At 63.0% G+C, this 20654-nt stretch carries 20 protein-coding genes; 18 read left to right on the top strand and 2 right to left on the bottom strand.

The features are described from left to right. Positions 1-161: 161 nt before the first annotated feature. From M9924_08670 to M9924_08645, 6 genes are all read left to right on the top strand, one after another. Positions 162-371 (top strand): hypothetical protein, encoded by a 210-nt coding sequence (locus M9924_08670; GenBank protein ID MCO5064480.1) that lies wholly within the window; start codon positions 162-164, stop codon positions 369-371. Beyond that, complete coding sequence (locus M9924_08665; protein MCO5064479.1) at positions 368-1366, top strand: ABC transporter substrate-binding protein; 999 nt, start codon at positions 368-370, stop codon at positions 1364-1366. Before M9924_08670 ends, M9924_08665 begins: the two co-directional genes overlap by 4 nt. 134 nt (positions 1367-1500) lie before the next feature. Next, positions 1501-2196, top strand: coding sequence for an ABC transporter permease (locus M9924_08660; protein MCO5064478.1), 696 nt, complete (start codon positions 1501-1503; stop codon positions 2194-2196). Continuing rightward, complete coding sequence (locus tag M9924_08655) at positions 2165-2905, top strand: ATP-binding cassette domain-containing protein (protein MCO5064477.1); 741 nt, start codon at positions 2165-2167, stop codon at positions 2903-2905. The genes M9924_08660 and M9924_08655 overlap by 32 nt, the downstream gene beginning before the upstream one ends. A 3-nt stretch (positions 2906-2908) precedes the next feature. After that, positions 2909-3853 carry a quinoprotein relay system zinc metallohydrolase 2 gene (locus M9924_08650; GenBank protein MCO5064476.1) on the top strand — a complete coding sequence of 315 codons (945 nt, stop codon included), beginning with the start codon at positions 2909-2911 and terminating at the stop codon, positions 3851-3853. A gap of 78 nt (positions 3854-3931) precedes the next feature. Then, positions 3932-4798 (top strand): quinoprotein dehydrogenase-associated SoxYZ-like carrier, encoded by an 867-nt coding sequence (locus M9924_08645; GenBank protein ID MCO5064475.1) that lies wholly within the window; start codon positions 3932-3934, stop codon positions 4796-4798. Between the two features lie 9 nt (positions 4799-4807). Here M9924_08645 and M9924_08640 read toward each other — a convergent pair whose 3' ends face one another. Further along, complete coding sequence (locus M9924_08640) at positions 4808-5116, bottom strand: hypothetical protein (protein MCO5064474.1); 309 nt, start codon at positions 5114-5116, stop codon at positions 4808-4810. Positions 5117-5787: 671 nt separating this feature from the next. Here M9924_08640 and M9924_08635 point away from each other — a divergent pair. From M9924_08635 to M9924_08620, 4 genes are all read left to right on the top strand, one after another. Next, entirely contained in the window at positions 5788-7692 is a 1905-nt protein-coding gene (locus M9924_08635) for a methanol/ethanol family PQQ-dependent dehydrogenase (GenBank protein ID MCO5064473.1), read from the top strand. A 186-nt stretch (positions 7693-7878) separates the two neighbouring features. Continuing rightward, on the top strand, positions 7879-8376 hold the full coding sequence (locus M9924_08630; protein ID MCO5064472.1) for a c-type cytochrome, methanol metabolism-related: 498 nt from the start codon (positions 7879-7881) through the stop codon (positions 8374-8376). A 1-nt stretch (position 8377) separates the two neighbouring features. Continuing rightward, the gene (locus tag M9924_08625; protein MCO5064471.1) at positions 8378-9241 is read left to right on the top strand and encodes a substrate-binding domain-containing protein; all 864 of its coding nucleotides are present in this window, start codon (positions 8378-8380) and stop codon (positions 9239-9241) included. Further along, the gene (locus M9924_08620) at positions 9213-9794 is read left to right on the top strand and encodes a PQQ-dependent catabolism-associated CXXCW motif protein (GenBank protein ID MCO5064470.1); all 582 of its coding nucleotides are present in this window, start codon (positions 9213-9215) and stop codon (positions 9792-9794) included. The genes M9924_08625 and M9924_08620 overlap by 29 nt, the downstream gene beginning before the upstream one ends. A 233-nt stretch (positions 9795-10027) precedes the next feature. Here the strand turns inward: M9924_08620 and M9924_08615 are convergent, their stop codons facing one another. Then, positions 10028-11185, bottom strand: coding sequence for a dihydrodipicolinate synthase family protein (locus M9924_08615; protein ID MCO5064469.1), 1158 nt, complete (start codon positions 11183-11185; stop codon positions 10028-10030). A 183-nt stretch (positions 11186-11368) separates the two neighbouring features. Between M9924_08615 and M9924_08610 the strand changes: the two genes are divergently transcribed. The 8 genes from M9924_08610 to M9924_08575 all read left to right on the top strand — a co-directional run bounded on the left by M9924_08610 (position 11369) and on the right by M9924_08575 (position 20651). Next, the gene (locus M9924_08610; protein MCO5064468.1) at positions 11369-12400 is read left to right on the top strand and encodes a LacI family DNA-binding transcriptional regulator; all 1032 of its coding nucleotides are present in this window, start codon (positions 11369-11371) and stop codon (positions 12398-12400) included. Then, positions 12397-13401 (top strand): Gfo/Idh/MocA family oxidoreductase, encoded by a 1005-nt coding sequence (locus tag M9924_08605; protein MCO5064467.1) that lies wholly within the window; start codon positions 12397-12399, stop codon positions 13399-13401. Before M9924_08610 ends, M9924_08605 begins: the two co-directional genes overlap by 4 nt. 44 nt (positions 13402-13445) lie before the next feature. Further along, on the top strand, positions 13446-14990 hold the full coding sequence (locus M9924_08600; protein MCO5064466.1) for an acyl CoA:acetate/3-ketoacid CoA transferase: 1545 nt from the start codon (positions 13446-13448) through the stop codon (positions 14988-14990). Next, the gene (locus M9924_08595) at positions 14983-15756 is read left to right on the top strand and encodes an enoyl-CoA hydratase/isomerase family protein (GenBank protein MCO5064465.1); all 774 of its coding nucleotides are present in this window, start codon (positions 14983-14985) and stop codon (positions 15754-15756) included. Before M9924_08600 ends, M9924_08595 begins: the two co-directional genes overlap by 8 nt. 9 nt (positions 15757-15765) lie before the next feature. Next, positions 15766-17298 (top strand): aldehyde dehydrogenase family protein, encoded by a 1533-nt coding sequence (locus M9924_08590; protein ID MCO5064464.1) that lies wholly within the window; start codon positions 15766-15768, stop codon positions 17296-17298. A 36-nt stretch (positions 17299-17334) separates the two neighbouring features. Further along, positions 17335-18585: an ABC transporter substrate-binding protein gene (locus M9924_08585; protein ID MCO5064463.1), complete on the top strand. Its 1251-nt coding sequence runs from the start codon at positions 17335-17337 to the stop codon at positions 18583-18585. A 270-nt stretch (positions 18586-18855) separates the two neighbouring features. Then, complete coding sequence (locus M9924_08580; GenBank protein ID MCO5064462.1) at positions 18856-19773, top strand: sugar ABC transporter permease; 918 nt, start codon at positions 18856-18858, stop codon at positions 19771-19773. Next, positions 19770-20651, top strand: a complete 882-nt coding sequence (locus M9924_08575; protein ID MCO5064461.1) for a carbohydrate ABC transporter permease — start codon at positions 19770-19772, stop codon at positions 20649-20651. Before M9924_08580 ends, M9924_08575 begins: the two co-directional genes overlap by 4 nt. Positions 20652-20654: the final 3 nt, after the last annotated feature.

Raw genomic sequence — 20654 nt, 5'->3', positions numbered from 1 at the left:
GCAAATTATTGCGGGCGCTGCACAAGTCAATGATACCAAGGTGCACGAGTTGACGCAGGAGGGTGGCAAGGCTTAGATTCGCGGCACGAACTGTCCGATCCGCTTGGCACCGGCGGACGCGATCATGCTGCTCCCGCTGGAGCGGGACGGAGGTGCTTGCAATGACACTGGTTGACCTCATCCTGACCGTCTGCCTTACGGCGAACCCGACCAGTTGCCGGGACGAACACCTGCTTTTCGAAAGCCGCGGTTCCCTGATGCGCTGCATGTGGCAGGCGCCGATCCAGATCGCCCAATGGTCGCAGGAGCATCCCACGGTGAAGGTGGTGCGGTGGAAATGCGCCTTTCCCGACGGGGGACGCGATATATGACATCCGAGCATGCGCTTTCGCGGCGCAGCGTCCTTACGCTTCTGGCGACGGCGTCCGCCCTTGCCGTGCCGCGCGTACATGCAGCGGACCTGCCGAAAGTCAGGGTGGGTGTGCTGAAGTTCGGGACCGTCAACTGGGAGCTGGACAGCCTCAGGCACAATGGTTTCGACAAGGCGCACAATGTCGAGGTGGAAGTGGTCTATTTCGCCGGCGAAGATGCCACCAACGTAGCCCTGCTGGCTGGGGAGATCGACCTGATCGTGTCCGACTGGCTGTGGGTGTCGCGGCTTCGATCCGAAGGCGAAGACCTCGCGCTGATTCCCTATTCCACGGCGGTCGGCGCAATCATGGTCAGGCAGGATTCGCCCATCAATTCGATTGCCGACCTCAGGGGTCGGAAGCTCGGCGTAGCCGGCGGACCGATCGACAAGAGCTGGCTGCTGATTCAGGCGCTCGCCAAGCGCGACCACGGCATCGACCTCGCCTCGGAGGCCGAAATCGCTTATGGCGCGCCGCCGCTGATGTCTGAAAAGGCGATGCAGGGCGAACTCGATGCCGTGCTGAATTTCTGGCACTTCTGCGCGCGCCTCGAAGCCAACGGGTTTCGCAGGCTGGTAAGCGCCAATGAGGCAGCGCTCGCGCTCGGCGCGACAGGTCCCGTCGCTTCGCTCGGCTACATCGTCCACGACAAATGGGCGGCCGATAACGAGGCCGCCTTGCGTGGCTTCATCGCTGCCTCTGGAGACACGAAGAAGCTTCTCGCTCGCTCGGACGAGGAATGGCAAAGGCTGGCGCCGGTCATGCGCGCGGAAGGCAAGGAACTGGAAACGCTGCGCGACCGCTACCGGGAGGGCATCCCGACGCGTCCGGTCGCCGACGACGCCGCCGACGCCGCAAGGGTCTATGAGGTGCTGGCCTCAATCGGCGGCGAAAAGCTTGTCGGCAAGGCCACGAAAATGGCGCCCGGCACCTATTGGTCGGGCCTGTTCGAATGACCGCGCCAGGCATCGGGATCGACAACCGTCCGGCCCCCGCCGCAGAAGAAAAGCCTGTGCGGCGCGGAGCAGCGGTGTCGTTTGTGCCTGCGGTAACCGTGGCCGCCTCATTGCTCGGATTGTTGCTGCTCTGGATGGTTGCGGCATCGCTCTGGCCAAGCCGCGCGTTTCCCTCGCCCGCCGCCGTCGCGGGGGTCCTGCAACGGGAAGCCGCCAGCGGCGATCTCTTCTTTCATCTCGGCATGACGCTGTGGCGCGTCGCGGCCTCCTTTGTGCTGGCCATGCTGATCGGCTCGGCAATCGGCGTGGCCCTTGGCCTCAGGCCGCGCGCGGATCGTTTCTTCGGTCCCTGGGTGGTGCTGTTCCTGAACCTGCCCGCGCTGGTCATCATCGTGCTGGCCTATATCTGGTTCGGCCTCAATGAGGTTGCGGCCATCGGCGCGGTTGCGGTCAACAAGATTCCGAATGTGGTCGTCACCATGCGCGAAGGCGCGCGCGCTCTCGAACCACGCTATGGCGAGCTTGCCAAAGTGTATCGCTTCAGCGCATGGGAGCGGTTGCGGCATGTGCTGCTGCCCCAGTTGCAGCCATATCTGGCCGCCGCCTCACGCACGGGCATCGCGCTGATCTGGAAGATCGTGCTGGTGGTCGAATTGCTGGGGCGCTCGAACGGCGTCGGCTTCCAGATCTATCTCTTTTTCCAGACCTTCGATGTCGCGGCGATCCTTGCCTACACGCTGGCCTTCGTCGCAATCATGCTGCTGATCGAACTCCTGCTGGTGCAACCCTTTGAACGACATGCAACCCGTTGGCGCCCTCGCCCCGCTTAGGGCGGAGATCGCCGACAAGACGTTCCGCTCCGCCGACGGAGCATCGCTGACGGCGATCCGCGATCTTGCCTTCGAGGTGCGGCAGGGCGAGTTCGCGTGCCTGCTCGGTCCCTCCGGCTGCGGCAAGACGACGATCCTGCGCATCCTTCTCGGCCTCGACACGGACTATTCCGGCGCGGTCCGGTTTCCGCTCCCGGAAGGCGCGCGCACAGCCGCCGTTTTCCAGGAGCCGACGCTGCTGCCTTGGCGAACGGTCGAGCAGAATGTGCGCCTCGCCATGCCGCGCGACCTGCACGAAAAGAACCTCGATGCGCTGTTCGAGACGCTCGGGCTTGCCGCCATGCGCAATCTCTACCCCTCCGAACTGTCGCTTGGGCTGGCGCGCCGCGCAGCACTTGCGCGCGCCTTCGCGGTCGAGCCGTCGGTGCTCCTGCTGGACGAGCCCTTCGTCTCGCTCGACGAGCAGACCGCGCAACGGCTGCGCCATCTCCTGCTCACCATCTGGGCCGAACGTCCCACCACGGTGCTGATGGTCACGCACAACCTCAACGAAGCGCTGATGCTGTCCGACCGCATCATCCTGCTCTCGCGCCGTCCGGCCCATGTCGAGGGTGTGTTCGACGTGCGGCTGCCGCGCGAATATCGCAACGCACAGGTGATGAGCGACCTGCTGCGCGCCTTCCATGAAAAATTCCCGGGCGTGGCCTGAACCATGAAACCGACCCGCCGCCATCTGCTGCAACTGGCGACATCCGCCGCAGCATCGGTCTTCGTCCCGGCGCCTGTCCGCGCGCAGGACCTCGCGCTGTCACTGAAGCCTGTCGGGGACGGCATTTTCGCGTTTTCCGGCACGGATGAACTGATGACGCCGGCCAATCACGGAGCAATCTGCAATGTCGGGCTCGTGGTCGGCACGGACGCCGCCGCCGTGATCGACAGCGGCGGCAGCTATGTCGAAGGCGCGGCCCTGCTGGACGCCATCCGCGGCCTGACCGACAGGCCGATCCGCTATCTGATCAATACGCATATGCACCCCGACCACATTTTCGGCAACGCCGCCTTCAAGGGCACGGGCGCAACGATCGTCGGGCACAGGAACCTTCCCGCCGCACTGGAAGCGCGTGGCGAATTCTACCTGCACAGCTTTCGCCGCCAGATCGGCGACGAGCTGATGCGCGGCGTCGAGATCATTCCGCCGACTCTGCTCGTCGACGACCGCATGGACCTCGACCTCGGTGGCCGAACGCTGCATCTGCGTGCGTGGCGGCCCGCCCATACCGACAACGACCTGACCGTGCTGGACAGCGCCACGAACATTTTCTTCGCGGGCGATCTGGTGTTCCTCGGCCATCTGCCGACGCTCGACGGTTCGCTGCTCGGCTGGATGCGGCAATTGGACGAGCTTGCCGCCGTCAGCGCGTCGTCGGTGGTTCCAGGTCACGGACCCTCGCCATCGCCATGGCCGCAATCGCTCGATCCCGAGCGGCGATATTTCGAGGTGCTTGCGACAGACCTGCGGAAGTCCATCAAGGACGGCGTGCCTTTGGCAAAAGCAGTAAAAACAGCCGGACAAAGCGAACGCGCCCGCTGGAAACTTTTCGACGACTATAACGAACGCAACGCAACGACTGCCTATGCCGAACTTGAATGGGAATAGGCCGGAATTGCCAAGCGCCCGCAATCGGACTAAAATCGTGCGCAGCCAAGGGCACCACCTTTTTCGGTGGAGGCTTCAATGCAAGCGAATGTGAAGGCCGAACGGCAAACCGCTTCGCCCTTGTCGTATCTCTTGACCCTTTCGATATGTGCGCTCGGCGTCGTGATCGCTTTGGGTGGTGGCGCGGGCGCGCAGCAGACCACGACTTCGTCGGAGCAGATCTGGCAGGCCCTGAGGGGCGACGTGTTCGGCGACCGCGCGATTGTCAGCGATGACGGCGTGGTGCGTATCGAAGCGCCGAAGCGCGCGCAGGATGCGGCCATCGTGCCGGTGGACATCTATCTCGATGCCGCCAAGGCGCCGGATGGCGTAAAGGCCGTCACAATGGTCATCGATGTGAACCCTGCCCCGGTCGCCGCGAAGTTCGACCTCGGCAAGGATGCGGGCGTGACCCACATATCGACGCGCGTCAGGGTCAACGATTATTCCTTCATCCGCGTCATCGCGGAAACCGGCGACGGCAAGCTGCACATGTCGCAGACCTTCGTGAAAGCGTCGGGCGGCTGCTCCGCCCCCGCCGTCAAGAACTCACAGGAGGCGCTTGCGTCGATGGGCCAGATGAAGATGCGCCAGTTCGACGGTGCGGAGAAGATGAGCAAAGCCGAGGAAATCCAGCTCATGATCCGGCATCCGAACAACTCCGGCCTGCAACGCGATCCGCTGACCCAGTATTTCATTCCCGCCCATTTCGTGGACAAGCTCAGCGTCTCGCAGGGCGACAGGCTGATCCTCGCCATGGAAGGCGGAATCTCGATTTCGGAGGACCCCAATTTCCGCTTCGACTTCAATGCGAGCGGAAAGGAACCGCTCAAGGTCGTCGCCAGCGACACCGAAGGCAAGCAGTTCGAAAGCGAATGGCCGCTCGCAGCGCCGGTCTCGAATTGAAGCCCAGAGTCAGAAGCACCTGATCTCGGCTTCAGCCTGCGCGCGCTTCAGTTCCGCGCCGGCCGCTTTTGCGGGCGGGCTTTCCTTGAACAGGCCCGCCGCCTCGCCGCTCATGAAGGCCATGCGCCGGAAGGTCTCCGCCGCCACATAATGATCGTAGGGGACGATGGAGGCGACGACATCGATGGAGCACGAACAGCGCTCCAGCGCCTCACGCGTTTCACCGTTCGACTTCATGCAGGCATAGACGTAATCCGCCACTGCGGTCGTCGGATAATCTGCGGCCGCATAGGCGCTGACCGCTCCCGAAAGGGTCATTGCAAGCGCTGCAATCGATCTCCAAACCATGAGCCTTCTCCCATAAGTTCGAGCTTGACCATTCAGGCCCCAACACCGACGTAAGGGAATAGGACCAAAGAATGAGAAGGTGCAAAATGGCCGATGCGCATGCCGCAGAGCGGCGGAAAACGCGCCGTCAAGAATTGAACCGAACCGAACCGGCACGCGCTGGCAACCGCCTGTATTCCATTTCGCCGGATTCAAGAACGGTCGTAACTCCAGTAAACATATTGTTATCATAAAGATAATTCGGCGTTTTTTATCGGCGCTCCTGAACGAACATATCAACAAAAGGTCAAATCTAAGTAGAAACCAGATTCTCGATTTCACTAGATAGACTATCTATATTCTTTGTATTGCATCGCAAAATTAGATGTGTGCATTGCAATATGTCCAAGACGTTTTTTGCTTGCGCCTCGCATTTTAATAACATAGCCTTCACCTGTTTCCGGCTTCAAGGGCGTCACCGTCATAGGGAGCGGCGACCGCCTTTCGTAGGCCAAGTGAGGTGGGCAGTAATGGTGCCCTCTGCTCACCTGGCTTAGGTCGTGACACGCTGCCGGAAATACTTCCCACCACATGGATCGCTTGGGCGAGCCCGGAGGGGTTCAACGATCGATTCTTCGTTGTGAATCTCGGGAGGATTTCTAATGCGTGTACTGAAAACGACCACCCATCTCTTATCGGCCACTGCCCTGCTCATATGTGCATCGGCCGTTGGAGCATGGGCAAATGAGGAGCTTGAAAAGCTCAGCGCGGACCCCAAGAACTGGGCGATGCCGACAGGTGACTATGCGAATACCCGTTACTCGAAGCTCGACCAGATCAACAAGGACAATGTCAAGAACCTGCAGGTGAAGTGGACCTTCTCGACCGGCGTGTTGCGCGGTCATGAAGGCGGCCCGCTGGTGATCGGCGACGTGATGTATGTGCACACGCCGTTTCCGAACATCGTCTACGCGCTCGACCTGAATAATGACGGTAAGATCCTCTGGAAATACGAACCCAAGCAGGACCCGAACGTCATTCCGATCATGTGCTGCGACACGGTCAACCGTGGCGTCGCTTATGGTGACGGCAAGATCATCCTGAACCAGGCGGACACGATGCTGACGGCGCTTGACGCCAAGACCGGCAAGGTCGTGTGGTCCGTCAAGAACGGTGACCAGACCGACGGCGGCAAGGGCGAATCCTCGACGCATGCCCCGATCATCGTGAAGGACAAGGTGATCGTCGGCATCTCCGGCGGTGAGTTCGGCGTTCGCGGCTGGGTTGCGGCCTACAATCTTGCCGATGGCAAGCAGGTGTGGCGTGCCTATTCCATGGGTCCCGACGCGGATACGCTGCTCGACCCGGAAAAGACCATGACGCTCGGCAAGCCGGTCGGCAAGGATTCCGGCATCTCGACCTGGGAAGGCGAACAGTGGAAGACCGGCGGCGGCGCAACCTGGGGCTGGTATTCATACGACCCCAAGCTGAACCTCGTCTATTACGGCTCCGGCAATCCGTCCACCTGGAACCCGGTGCAGCGGCCCGGCGACAATCGCTGGTCGATGACCATATTCGCGCGTGACGCCGACACCGGCATGGCGAAATGGGTCTACCAGATGACGCCCCACGACGAATGGGACTATGACGGCGTCAACGAGATGATGCTCGTGGACGGCATGGACATCGGCGGCGCGAAGCACAACGTGCTGGTTCACCCGGACCGGAACGGCTTTGCCTATACGCTCGACCGTGAATCGGGCGAGTTGCTGGTTGCCAAGAAATACGATCCCAAGGTCAACTGGGCGACTGAAGTCGTCATGGACAAGAACAGCGATCAGTATGGACGCCCGCAGGTCGTCGACAAATACTCGACGCAGTTCAACGGCGAAGACGTGAACACGACCGGCGTATGCCCTGCGGCGCTCGGAACGAAGGACCAGCAGCCTTCGGCCTATTCGCCGAAAACCGGCCTGTTCTACATCCCCACCAACCATGTCTGCATGGACTATGAGCCCTATCGGGTCAGCTACACCGCCGGACAGCCTTATGTCGGCGCAACCGTGTCGATGTATCCCGCGCCGGACAGCCATGGCGGCATGGGCAACTTCATCGCATGGGACGCATCGAAAGGTGAGATCGTCTGGTCCATCCCCGAGCAGTTCTCGGTATGGTCAGGCGCGCTGGCGACCGCTGGCGACATCGTCTTCTACGGTACGCTGGAAGGCTACCTGAAGGCGGTCGATAATGACGGCAAGGAACTCTACAAGTTCAAGACGCCTTCCGGCATCATCGGCAACGTCAACACCTACGAGCATGGCGGCAAGCAGTATATCGGCGTGCTGTCAGGCGTGGGCGGCTGGGCCGGAATCGGCCTCGCAGGCGGCCTTCTGGCTCCCGAAAACGCCGCTGCATGGCAGAACGCGGTGGCGGGCGACAAGGCTCCTGACGCCGCAGCGGCAGAGTCGGTCTCGACAGCCGGTCTAGGTGCAGTCGGCGGCTATGCCGGCCTTGCCGAATACACGACGCTTGGCGGACAACTCACAGTCTTCGGCCTCCCGGACTAAGTCCGCACTCCAGGGCCGCTTCCATTCGGAGGCGGCCAGGGAACCGAGAGCCCGGAACTTTTCGCCGGGCTCTCGATTTCGCCACGAAACCCACAACGCACCTGTCACCGCCGCATCAAGACAGACGAGCTTTGTCCGTGGCGATATGTATGAGGCACGTAACGTATGACATTCGGTAAAGCATTCCTGCTGCTCACGCTCTCTGCCGCAGTTCTCGCCCCCGCATATGCCCAGGACAGCGCCGAAAAGGCGAAGGCGGTTTCCGAAGACGGCGGCAAATATTTCGACGCGGACGGGACGCCCACATTCAACATCAAGCCCGACGGAACAGTCGACTGGTATACGTTCAGCGGCTATCGCCGCTACCATTCCGATTGCCACGTCTGCCATGGGCCTGACGGCGTCGGCTCCAGCTACGCGCCCGCATTGATCAATTCTCTCAAGACCATGGACTACGGCACGTTCCTCTCCATCGTCGCCGAGGGCCGCAAGAATGTCGGCGGCGGAAAGGAAAACGTGATGCCGTCCTTCGGCGACAACAAGAACGTCTATTGCTACATGGACGATCTGTACGTCTACCTGCGCGCCCGCGCCGTCGGAAACGCCCCGCGCGGACGCCCGCCGAAGAAGGAAGACAAGTCACAGGCGGCAAAAGAGCAGGAAAAAGCCTGCATGGACGGTTGAATTGCGCACCTCACCCCTCCTGAAGCTGCGGCGCGCCGTCATCGGCGCGCTTTCGCTCACACTGCTGCCCGGCGTCGCGGCAGCACAGACGGCGGGTCTCGGAGCCGCCGGGGAACTTGTCGATCCCGACGTGCTGCGTGTGTGCGCCGACCCGGCCAATCTGCCCTTCACCAATGAAAAGGGCGAAGGCTACGAGAACCGGCTTGCCGAGCTTGTCGCCGAAAAGACCGGGCGCAAGTCGGTCTCCTACACATGGTTTCCGATGGTCATGGGCTTCGTTCGCAACACCCTGCGAGCCAATCGCTGCGACATCATCATGGGCTATGCCCAGGGCGACGAACTGGTGCAGAACACCAACGCCTATCTGCGCTCCACCTATGTGCTGGTGTACAAGAAGGACGGGCCGCTTGCCGGCGTGGAAACCATCGAGGACCCGAAGCTCGCGGGCAAGCGCATAGGCGTCGTTCAGAGCACCCCGCCGGCCTCCAACATGGCGAAGGCGAACCTGATGAAAACCGCCAAGGTCTACGACCTGATGCGCGATACCCGTTTCACGCATTCCCCGGCGGAATTGATGATCAAGGACATCGAATCCGGCGAGATCGACGCGGCGGTGGTGTGGGGACCCATGGGCGGCTATTTCGCCAGGCAGATGAATGCGGATGTGGCGCTGGTGCCGCTCACCAAGGAGCAGACCGGGTCGCGCATGATTTATCGCATCACGATGGGCGTGCGTCCTTCGGATCAGGAATGGAAACGCACCCTCAACACTGTGATCCGCGAAAACCAGGCCGAGATAAACCGGATCATGCTCGACTACGGCGTGCCGATCATCGATGAGCAGAATCGTCCCATCACGGAATAGCGGCGCTGCGCTGCTGTGTTGCGCCGTCGCCGCCCTCGCGTGGCTTTGCAGTCCCGTTCGCGCCGATACGGTGGCGGAGCCGTCCGGCTATCGCATGGACGAATATCGCGCGCCCGTGCCCGCGACGCTGAAAGGCGCACGCGTCGTCGACACCGCCGAGGCGGAGAAGCTCTGGCGCGACAAGAGCGCGGTCTTCTTCGACGTGATGCCGCGTGCGCCGAAGCCGGCTAATCTTCCTGCGGGAACAGTCTGGCGCGACAAGCCGCGCTCCGGCATTCCCGGCAGCATCTGGCTGGTCAATGTCGGTTATGGCGACATCAACGCGGAGACCGAAGCCTATTTCCGCAAGGGCATCGAATCGCAGGTGGGCGACGACAAATCGCGGCCAATCCTCTTCTATTGCATGACCGATTGCTGGATGTCGTGGAATGCCGCGCGCCGCGCCGTCTCATGGGGCTACGCATCCGTGCTCTGGTATCCGCTCGGTTCCGACGGATGGGCAAAGGCTGGTTTGCCGCTGGTGGAAGAAGAGCCCTATCACGCCAGTCCCTGAGCGATGCAAAGCACCCTGCTGCGGTTTACCAGGCGCGAAATATCATCCCCCCACTCCGTCGCGCTGCGCGCGCCACCTCTCCCCCACAAGGTGGGGGTGAGGAAGGGAGCCTGTCATCGCCGCCGCACCCTTCCTCTCCCCTACGAAGTTGGGGGAGAGGTGGCGCGCGCAGCGCGACGGAGTGGGGGAATATTCTCCCGCATGGCAAACTGCGGAACGCAAGAATTGCCCGTCTACAAAACCCCGGCCGTTGCGCACAGCGCCCGCATGCGCGACACGGCCTTGTCGGGATCGGCAAGCAGGCCAGCCTCGTCGGCCAACCGGAATATCTCGGCATAGTGGATAATCGAGCGTGCTGACTGCATGCCGCCGACCATCTGGAAATGGTCCTGATGGCCATTGAGCCAGGCGAGGAAAACCACACCCGCCTTGTAGTACTGCGTGGGCGCTTCGAATATCTTCCGCGAGAGCGGAACGGTCGGCCCGAGCAGCGCGTGAAAGCCCGCCTCATCGCCTGCCGCCAGCTTTGCCAGCGCCGCATTGGCAACCGGCGCAATGGCGTCGAAAATGCCGAGCAGCGCATGGGAATGCCGCCTGCCGTCGCCGGCGATCAGCTCGGCATAGTTGAAATCGTCCCCGGTAAACATCAGCACGCCATCGGGCAGGCGGTTGCGCAATTCCACTTCCTTGGCCGTTTCGAGAAGCGAAATCTTGATGCCCTCGACCTTGTCCCGGTGGCGCTCGATGATCGAGACCACAGTATCCAGCGCAGGCTCGAAATCGTCCGTACCCCAGTACCCCTTGAGCGCCGGATCAAACATATCGCCCAGCCAGTGCAGCACAACCTTGTTGGACGCCTGAGACAGCAGCCGGTCATAAACCCTGGCATAATCTTCCGGCCCGCGCGCGACAGCGGCAAGTGCGCGGCTCGCCATCATGATCGTCCTGCCGCCCAGTCCCTCGATGAAGCCGAACTGCTCTTCATAGGCATTGACGACATCGTCCAGCGACCGCGCCGCTTCCGGCGCAAGCTGGTCGGTGCCCGCGCCCGAGGCGAGGTCTGCTCCCGGCACGGCTCGCGCCTCGGCGATGGAGCGGCGGATCAGTTCCTTTGCATTGCCCCAGTCGAAACCCATGCCGCGCTGCGAGGTGTCCATGGCCTCGGCGATGCGAAAGCCGAGCCGCCACAGATGGTGGCGGAACGCCATCGTGCGCTCCCAATCGACGGCGGCCACCGACCATGGGTCGTTGGTGCCGAACGGATCGGCGACGACATGCGCGGCGGCATAGGCCACCCGGTTGAACCGGGCGCCCGGCGTTCCATGGATCGGCGCGCCGGAAAGCCGGTAGGCTTCCACGCGACCATTGTGCAGCGGCAGGTTGATTTGCATGGCCTTCCTCCAGAGCCTCCGCGTCTATAATAGGAACGTTCCAATATTTCAAGCCGCCTTTGCTGAAGAGGAAACTCCGCCAGTTCGCGCATTTTTTGCGCGAAACATCTGACCCTCTTGACTCGGCGATTGGACGAATTTAGAACGTTCCAATAATTCTGGGAGGAATTGAGGGTCGTGACCATCCGCGACAAGACAACGATTTTGGACATCGCCCGCGAGGCCGGTGTGTCGAAATCCACTGTCTCGCTGGTGCTTCAGGGCAGCGGCCTCATCCGCCCCGACACCGCGGCGAAGGTCCGAAAGGCGATTGCCGACACAGGCTATGTCTACAACCGTGGCGCGGCGAATCTGCGCAAGGCGCAGTCGAACGTCATCGGCATGGTGATCCACGACCTGACCAATCCCTTCTACGCCGAACTCGCCGTCGGCATGGAGCGCGCATTTCAGGCGGCGGGCATCGTTCCGTTCATCGCCAACACCGCCGAAAACCCGGTGCGCCAGGACCAGGTGTTGAAGTCGATGCTCGAACAGGGCGCGGCAGGCCTCATCATCGCGCCGACGCGCAATACTTCGGCGGATTCCCTGCGCCGCATCAGGCAGGCCGGCATCCCGGTCGTGACGATCATGCGGCGCCTGCCCGAAAGCCGCATTCCGGCGGTTGCCCCGGACAATATTCGCGGCGGCGCGCTCGCCGCCGAGCACCTGATCGGCAAGGGGCACCGCCGCCTCGCCTTTCTCGGGGGCCGCGCGGACCTGACCGTCTATCAGGAGCGCCTGCAAGGCTTCCGCGACACCTGCCTGCGTCTCGGGATCGCGGAGGACGACATCATCGTCGTGGAAGGCGAAACCAGCCGCGTCGGCGGCATGGCCTGCCTCGACGCCGCGCTCGACCGGCCCGACCGCCCGACCGCCGCACTGTGCTTCAACGACGCAGTCGCCTTCGGCGTGATGATCGCGCTGCGCAAGCGCGGCCTCGAACCGGCGCGCGACTTCGCCGTGGTCGGCTTCGACGATGTGGTGGAGGCGCAGCACTATGTTCCGGCGCTGACCAGCGTTTCGGTCGACACCGCCAGCCTTGGCGAGCGCGCGGCGCACACCGTTCTGAAGATGATGCAGACACGCACCACCCGCGCGGAGGACCAGATCGGCTCCGTGACGCTGATGGTTCGCGAAAGCTGCGGACCGGATCGCACCACGGGAGGGGTTCAATGACAATCCGCTGGGGCCTCGTCGGAGCGAGCACGATCGCAAGGCAATTCATGATCGACGCGATCCGCAACCAGCCGGAGGGCGCGGTGGCGGCCGTCATGAGTTCGAGCGCCGACCGCGCCGCAACCTATGCGAAGGAAAACGGTATCGCGAAGGGCGTGAACACGCTCGACGCGCTGCTCGATGCCGGGGTCGATGCCGTCTACATCTCCACCACCAACGAACTGCATCTGGAGCAGGCGCTCGCGGCGGCGAAGGCCGGCAAGCATGTGCTGTGCGAAAAGCCGCTGGCGCTCAATTCCGCCGATGCGCGCAAGATCGTCGCGGCCTGCAAGGAAGCGGGCGTCGTGCTCGGCACCAATCATCATCTGCGCAATGCGGGCGCACACCGCGCCATGCGCGAGGCCATCGCCTCGGGGCGCATCGGCAGGCCGGTCGCGGCGCGCGTGTTCCACTCCGTCTACCTGCCCGCCCATCTGCAGGGCTGGCGGATCACCAAACCGGAAGCGGGCGGCGGCGTGGTGCTCGACATCACCGTGCATGACGCGGATACGCTGCGCTTCGTGCTCGGCGACGATCCCGCCGAGATCACCGCCATCACGCAATCGTCGGGCATGGCGTCTGCCGGGCTCGAAGACGGCGTGATGTGTCTGTGGCGGTTCAAATCCGGCGTCATCGCGCAGTCGCATGAGGGCTTCACCACCCGGTTCGCGGGCACCGGCTTCGAAGTGCACGGCACCGAAGGCTCGCTCATCGCGCGTGACGTGATGACGCAAAAGCCCATCGGCACGGTCATGCTGCGCACGGAAAGCGGCGAGGAAGAACTCTCCTTCGACCGCGAGGACCTCTACACGCGCTCGCTGCGTGCTTTCCACGCGGCGATCCGTGGCGAGGGCAGGCCCGCCGCCACCGGAGAGGACGGCGTCTGGTCGCTGGCCTCGGCGGAAGCCGCGCTTCAATCCGCGAAGTCCGGCAGGATCGTCGCCATCGAGCCGGGGCTGTGACCGTGACCAAGCTGACCAGTTTCGAAAAGGCCGCGAAGCTCATCATGGACGGGGCCGTCGTCTCCGTCTCGTCCTCCAGCGGCCTCGGCTGCCCCGACGCGATGCTCGCCGCCATTGGCCGCCGCTTCGAGGCCGAAGGCCACCCGCGCGACCTGACCACGCTGCACCCCATCGCGGCGGGCGACATGTCGGGAATCAAAGGCATCGACCATCTGGCAAAGCCCGGCCTGCTGAAAAAGACGCTCTGCGGCTCCTATCCGTCCGGCCCGTCCTCCGCCGAGCCGCCGCTGATCTGGCAGATGATCGGCAGGAACGAGGTCGCCGCCTACAACATCCCCTCCGGCATCCTGTTCGACATGCACCGCGAGGCCGCCGCGAAGCGACCGGGCGTGCTGACCAAGGTCGGCCTCGACACATTCGCCGACCCCCGGCATCAGGGCTGCGCCATGAACGATGCGGCGAGCGACCCGGTCGTACGCATCGAGCGGTTCGACGGCGAGGAGTGGCTGTATTTCCCGGCAATTGCGCCGCATGTGTCGATCATCCGCGCCACCACGGCGGATGAGCGCGGCAACCTCACCTATGAGCACGAGGGGGCCTATCTCGGCGCGCTCGAACAGGCACTCGCCGCGCGCAACAATGGCGGCATCGTCATCGCGCAGGTCAAGCGCGTCGTCGCCAACGGCACGCTCAAGCCGCATGATGTGCGCGTGCCCGGCGTGCTGGTCGATCACATCGTGGTCGATCCCGACCAGTTGCAGACCACGCAGACGCCTTACGACCCCGCCATTTCGGGCGAAATCTTCCGCCCGCTCTCCACCTTTCGCACGCCGGAAATGAGCATCCAGAAAGTCATCGCGCGCCGCGTCGCCATGGAGCTTCGCGACGGCTGGGCCGTGAACATCGGCTTCGGCATTTCCGCGAACGTGCCGCGCATCCTGCTGGAGGAGGGTCAGCACGGCAAGGTCACATGGGTCATCGAACAGGGCGCGGTGGGCGGCGTCCCGCTGCTCGACTTCAAGTTCGGCTGCGCATCGAATGCCGAAGCAATCATGCCCTCGCCGCACCAGTTCATCTATTTTCAGGCAGGCGGCTTCGACGCCTCGCTGCTCTCCTTCCTCCAGATCGACCGCCACGGCAGCGTCAACGTCTCGCGCCTGTCTGCCCGCCCGCATGTCACGGCTGGTGCGGGCGGCTTCGTGGACATCACCTCGCGCGCGAAAAAGATCGTCTTTTCCGGCTTCTTCAATGCGGGCGCAAAGCTTTCGATTTCCGATGGCGGCCTCAGCATCGACCAGGAAGGCAAGGTGAAGAAGGTCGTCGATGAAGTCGAGCACATCTCCTTTTCCGGCAAGCGCGCCGTCACGCAGGGGCAGGACATCACCTATGTCACCGAGCGCTGCGTGATGCAGCTTACGCCTGACGGTTTGCTGGTCACGGAAATCGCGCCCGGCGTCGACCTTGAGCGCGACGTGCTGGCGCAGTCCGAAACCCCGCTCGGCGTGGCGAAGGACCTGCGCGTCACGCCGCTGGCCCTTTTCGCGGATGCGCCCATCGGCCTCGAACTCAAGGGATGCGGCAATGGCTGAACTCGTCAGCTTCGAGCAGGACGGGCCTGTCGGTACGATCACGCTGAGGCGAGCTGAAAAATTCAACGCGCTCGACATTCCGATGCTCGACGCGCTCGGCACGGCGCTCGATGCGGCGGAGGCTGCTCCGGACGTCCGCGCGGTGCTCCTGTGCGGCGAAGGCAAGGGCTTTTGCGCGGGCGGCGATGTCGAGGCGTGGTCTCAACTTTCCGCCGCCGACTTCCAGGTCAAGTGGGTTCGCCATGGCCACCGCGTGTTCGACCGACTCGCCCGGTTGCGCCAGCCGGTGATTGCCGTGCTAACGGGCCATGCGCTGGGCGGCGGACTGGAACTTGCCGCCTGCGCGGATTTCCGTGTTGCCGAAGCACACGTCAAGATCGGCCTGCCGGAAACCTCCATCGGGGTCGTGCCCGGCTGGTCCGGGACGCAGCGCGCGGTGCGCCGCTTCGGCGCGCAGACCGTGCGGCGCATGGCGCTGGGTGGCGAAATCTTCCTTGCCGACGAGGCATTGAAGCTCGGGCTGGTGGACAAGCTTGTCGCCACGGGCGCCGCACGCGAGGAAGCCACGGCTTGGGCGACACGCATTGCCGCGCGCGGCCCGCTTGCCACCGAGGCCGCCAAGCTGATGATCGGCATTGCCGAAGGCGAGGAAACATCCCACGCCGCAGAAGCGCTGGCCAGCGGGTTCATCGCGCTGACCGGCGACCTCAAGGCCGGCGTTGCCGCCTTCAGGGAAAAACGCGCCGCCCTGTTCGAGCGCGGTTAGGACATTGCCATGAATGCTCCCCTCTCCATTCCACAGCCATCCGAAGCGAAATCCGCCCCGCGTGGCTACAAGCTCCTGATCGACGGCGCGTTCGTCGATGCCGCCGATGGCCGGACTGTCGAGCGCGTTTCGCCGGGCCACGGCTTTGTCGTCTCGCGTTATGCGCTGGCGTCCGGCGCGGATGTCGAGCGCGCTGTCCTTGCTGCCCACAAGGCGTTCGAAAACGGTCCATGGCCACGCATGAAGGCAGGCGAGCGCACCGCGATCCTGCTGCGCGCCGCAGACCTGATCGAAACGCGGCTGGAGGAGATCGCACGGCTCGATGCGCTGGAATCCGGCAAGCCGATTGCGCAGGCGCGCGGCGAGATCGCGGGTGCAGCCGACATCTGGCGCTATGCCGCCGCACTTGCCCGCACGCTGCACGGCGAATCCTACGCCAATCTCGGCGACGCCATGCTGGGCGTGGTGCTGCGGGAGCCGGTTGGCGTCGTCTCGATCATCACGCCGTGGAATTTTCCGTTCCTGATCGTCAGCCAGAAACTGCCCTTCGCGCTGGCCGCAGGCTGCACGGCGGTCGTCAAGCCGAGCGAGATGACCTCGGCCTCCACGCTGGTGCTCGGCGAAATCCTGATGGAAGCCGGATTGCCCGCAGGGGTCGTCAACATCGTGGTCGGCTACGGCAACGAAGTCGGCGCGCCGATGGTCAGCCATCCGCTGGTCGAGATGGTGTCCTTCACCGGATCGACGCGCGTCGGCAAGTTGACGATGGCCACCGCATCACAATCGCTGAAAAAAGTCTCGATGGAGCTTGGCGGCAAGAACGGCCAGATCGTGTTTCCCGACGCCGATCTCGAGGCCGCGGCCGACGCCGCCGTGTTCGGCGGCTTCTTCAACGCAGGCGAGTGCTGCAACGCCGGCAGCCGCCTGATCGTCCATGAGGCGATTGCCCGCGATTTCCTCTCCGCCGTGCGGTCGCTTGCCGCCAAAGTGCCGGTCGGCGATCCGCTGGACGAGCGCACCAAGGTCGGCGCGATCATCTCGCGCGACCATCTGGACAAGGTGCTTGCCTATGTCGAAACCGCCGCCCAGACCGGAGCCGCGCTGGCATTGGGCGGCGGCGCCCTGCCCTCCGAAGCGGGCGACTACCTCGCCCCGACCATCGTTTCGGGCGTGACCCCCGACATGGCGATCGCATCGGAGGAAGTGTTCGGGCCGGTGCTGTCCGTGCTCTCCTTTAAAACGATTGAAGAGGCGTTGCACATCGCCAACAATACGCCCTATGGTCTGTCTGCCGGAGTTTGGAGCGCCAGCATCGACACCTGCATGTCGGTGGCACGTGGGGTCAGGACCGGAACCGTCTGGGTGAACACATTCATGGACGGTTATCCTGAACTGCCGTTCGGTGGCTTCAAGCAATCCGGTATCGGACGCGAGCTCGGCACGCGTGCGGTGGAGGATTACACGGAGGAAAAGACAATCCAGTTTCACAAGGGTCCGCGCACCGGCTGGTGGGTGGACAGTGGAGGGAACCGTCCCGGCTGAGCCGGGCGTCAATCGCAACTCAGGGAGGTACTCATGTTGCGCAAACTGCTGATTGGAACGATGCTTTCGGGCGCACTGACGGCGGGCTATGCCGCGCCGTCATTCGCCGATGAAGTGGAAGTGCTGCATTGGTGGACGTCAGGCGGCGAGGCTGCCGCGCTCGACGTGCTCAAGAAGAAGCTGGAAAGCCAGGGCGTTACCTGGAAGGACATGCCGGTTGCGGGCGGCGGCGGTGAAGCCGCGATGACCGCGCTGCGCGCCCGCGTCACGGCAGGCGACCCGCCGACTGCCGTGCAGGCGCTCGGCTTCGACATCACCGACTGGGCCAAGCAGGGTGTCGTGGGCGACCTGTCGGATATCGCTACACAGGAAGGCTGGGACAGCGTGATCCCGGCAGCGCTCCAGCAATTCTCGAAATATGACGGCAAGTGGATCGCCGCGCCGGTCAATGTCCACTCCACCAACTGGATCTGGATCAACAAGAAGGCGCTCGACGCCGCTGGCGGCAAAGCTCCCGAATCCTGGGATGAGTTGATCGCGGTGCTCGACAAGATGAAGGCCAACGGCATTTCGCCCATCGGCCATGGCGGCCAGGCATGGCAGGACGCCACCATCTTCGACGCGGTGGTGCTCGCGCTCGGCACCGACTTCTACAAGCAGTCGATGATCGACCTCGATCCTGCCGCGCTCAACAGCGACAAGATGGTCGAGGCCTTCGACCACATGGCCAAGCTCAGGGAATATGTCGATGCCGATTTCTCCGGTCGCGACTGGAATCTGGCCTCGGCAATGGTCATCGAAGGCAAGGCCGGCATGCAGTTCATGGGCGACTGGGCCAAGGGTGAATTCCTCAAGGCGGGCCAGAAGCCGGGCGTGGATTTCGTCTGCATCCGCTTTCCCGGAACGCAGGGCGCTGTCACCTTCAACTCCGACCAGTTCATGATGTTCAAGGTCGGCGACGCCGAGAAGAAGGCGCAGGACCTGATGGCATCCGACATTGAGAGCCCGGATTTCCAGTCGGCGTTCAATGTCGTCAAGGGTTCGGCTCCGGCCCGCACCGATGTTCCGAACGACGCCTTCGACGATTGCGGCAAGAAGGCCATGGCCGACCTCGCCGAAGCCGACAAGAACGGCAAGCTGTTCGGCTCGATGGCGCACGGCCATGCCAATCCGGCCGCGGTGAAGAACGCCATGTATGACGTCATCACGCGTCACTTCAACGGCGAGCTGAACTCCAAGGACGCGGCGGCGGCACTTGCCGAGGCCGTAGCGGCCGCGAAGGGGTAACTAACCCGAGCAGCCTGAACCTGGCCAGGGTCGGGTTCGGGCTGCAGGACACCCCTCATCCGCCTGCCGGCACCTTCTCCCACAAGGGGAGAAGGCAAACTTCCGCAATGCCTCGCCGACTGCGCAACGTTGGCGATTGATGCCGGAGCATATCACATCCGCCTTCTCCCCTTGTGGGAGAAGGTGCCGGCAGGCGGATGAGGGGCAGCACTTACGCGGCAAACTCACCGCCGCCGAAACGATTGCTCTCGAAGACTGGGAGGGACACGCATGGCAATGACGACTACCGCGCAGGCGGCGGCAAGCAATCCGCGCGCCACATTGCAGGACTGGCTTCCGAAGCTGGTTCTGGCGCCGAGCTTTGCCCTGATTTTGCTGTTCGTCTACGGCTTCATCCTGTTCACGGCGGTGCTCTCCTTCACCGGATCGAAGCTGCTTCCCGATTTTTCGACCTGGGTCGGCTTCGGCAATTATGTGCGGCTGTTCAACCACCCGAACTGGATCACCGCGCTGAAGAACCTCGCCATCTTCTCGATCCTGTACATCGTCATCTGCAGCGTGCTCGGCCTCGGCCTCGCCATCCTGCTGGACCAGAAGATTCGCGGCGAGGGCGTGCTGCGCCCGATCTACCTCTACCCCATGGCGCTATCGTTCATCGTCACCGGCGTCGCCTGGAAATGGTTTCTCGATCCGGGCATCGGGCTTGAGCACGTTATGCACCAATGGGGGTGGGAGAGCTTTTCCTTCCGCTGGATCAAGGACGGCAAGATGGCGATCTACACCATCGTCATCGCCGCCATCTGGCAATCGTCAGGATTTGTCATGGCGATGTTCCTCGCCGGTTTGCGCGGGGTGGACAATGAAGTGATCAAGGCCGCGCAGATCGACGGCGCATCGACCGTCACTATCTATCGCCGCATCATCATCCCGCTGATGCGCCCGGTTTTCCTGTCGGCCTTCGTGGTGCTGGCCCACCTCGCCATCAAGTCCTACGACCTCGTCGTCGCCATGACCGATGGCGGCCCGGGCACGGCCACATGGACGCCCGCCCTGTTCATGCAGAAATTCACCTTCGGACGCAACGAGATGGGCATGGGCGCGTCGTCCGCCATGATCATGATGATGATGATCTTCGCGATCATCGTCCCCTACCTCTATTCCGAACTCGGCGGAGGGAAGAAGCAATGAGCGTTCCCTCGCAGGACAACGCCACGCGCACCGGCATCTTCGCGCGCGCCATCATCTATTCGGTGCTGATCCTCTTCGCAGTCTACTACCTGCTGCCGCTCTACGTGATGCTGACGAATTCGCTGAAGCCGCTGGATGAAATCAGGCAGGGCAACATGCTCGCGCTGCCGCAGCAGTGGACGCTCGACCCGTGGCGCTCCGCATGGTCGACCGCGCAGATCGGCGTGTCGCCCACCGGCCTGAAACCATTCTTCTTGAATTCGATCCTCATGGTGGTTCCTGCGGTCGCTCTCTCCACCATCCTCGGTGCGTTGAATGGCTACGTCCTTACGAAGTGGCGCTTCAAGGGCGACAATCTCGTTTTCGGTCTGATGCTGCTCGCCTGCTTCATTCCATTCCAGATCGTGCTGATCCCGTCCGCGCGCATCCTCGGCCTGCTTGGGCTCGCGGGCACCATTCCCGGCCTCGTCCTCATTCACATGGTATATGGTCTTGGCTTCACGACACTGTTCTTCCGCAATTACTACGAAGCCTTCCCGACCGAACTCATTCGCGCGGCACAGATCGACGGCGCTTCATTCTTCCAGATATTCCGGCGCATCCTTTTGCCGTCCTCGGGACCGATCATCGTCGTCACGGTCATCTGGCAATTCACCAATATCTGGAACGACTTCCTGTTCGGCTCCTCGTTTTCCGGCTTCAACTCCATTCCCATCACGGTCGCGCTGAACAACCTCGTCAACTCCTCGACGGGCGTGAAGGAATACAACGTCCACTTCGCGGGCGCGATCCTCGCCGCGCTGCCCACCCTCATCGTCTACATCGTCTCCGGACGCTATTTCGTTCGCGGCCTGATGGCCGGCGCTGTCAAGGGATAGAGC

Source organism: Rhizobiaceae bacterium (assembly GCA_023953835.1).
In the GTDB taxonomy this organism is placed as follows: domain Bacteria; phylum Pseudomonadota; class Alphaproteobacteria; order Rhizobiales; family Rhizobiaceae; genus Mesorhizobium_G.
This window is presented reverse-complemented; position numbering and strand designations above follow the sequence as displayed.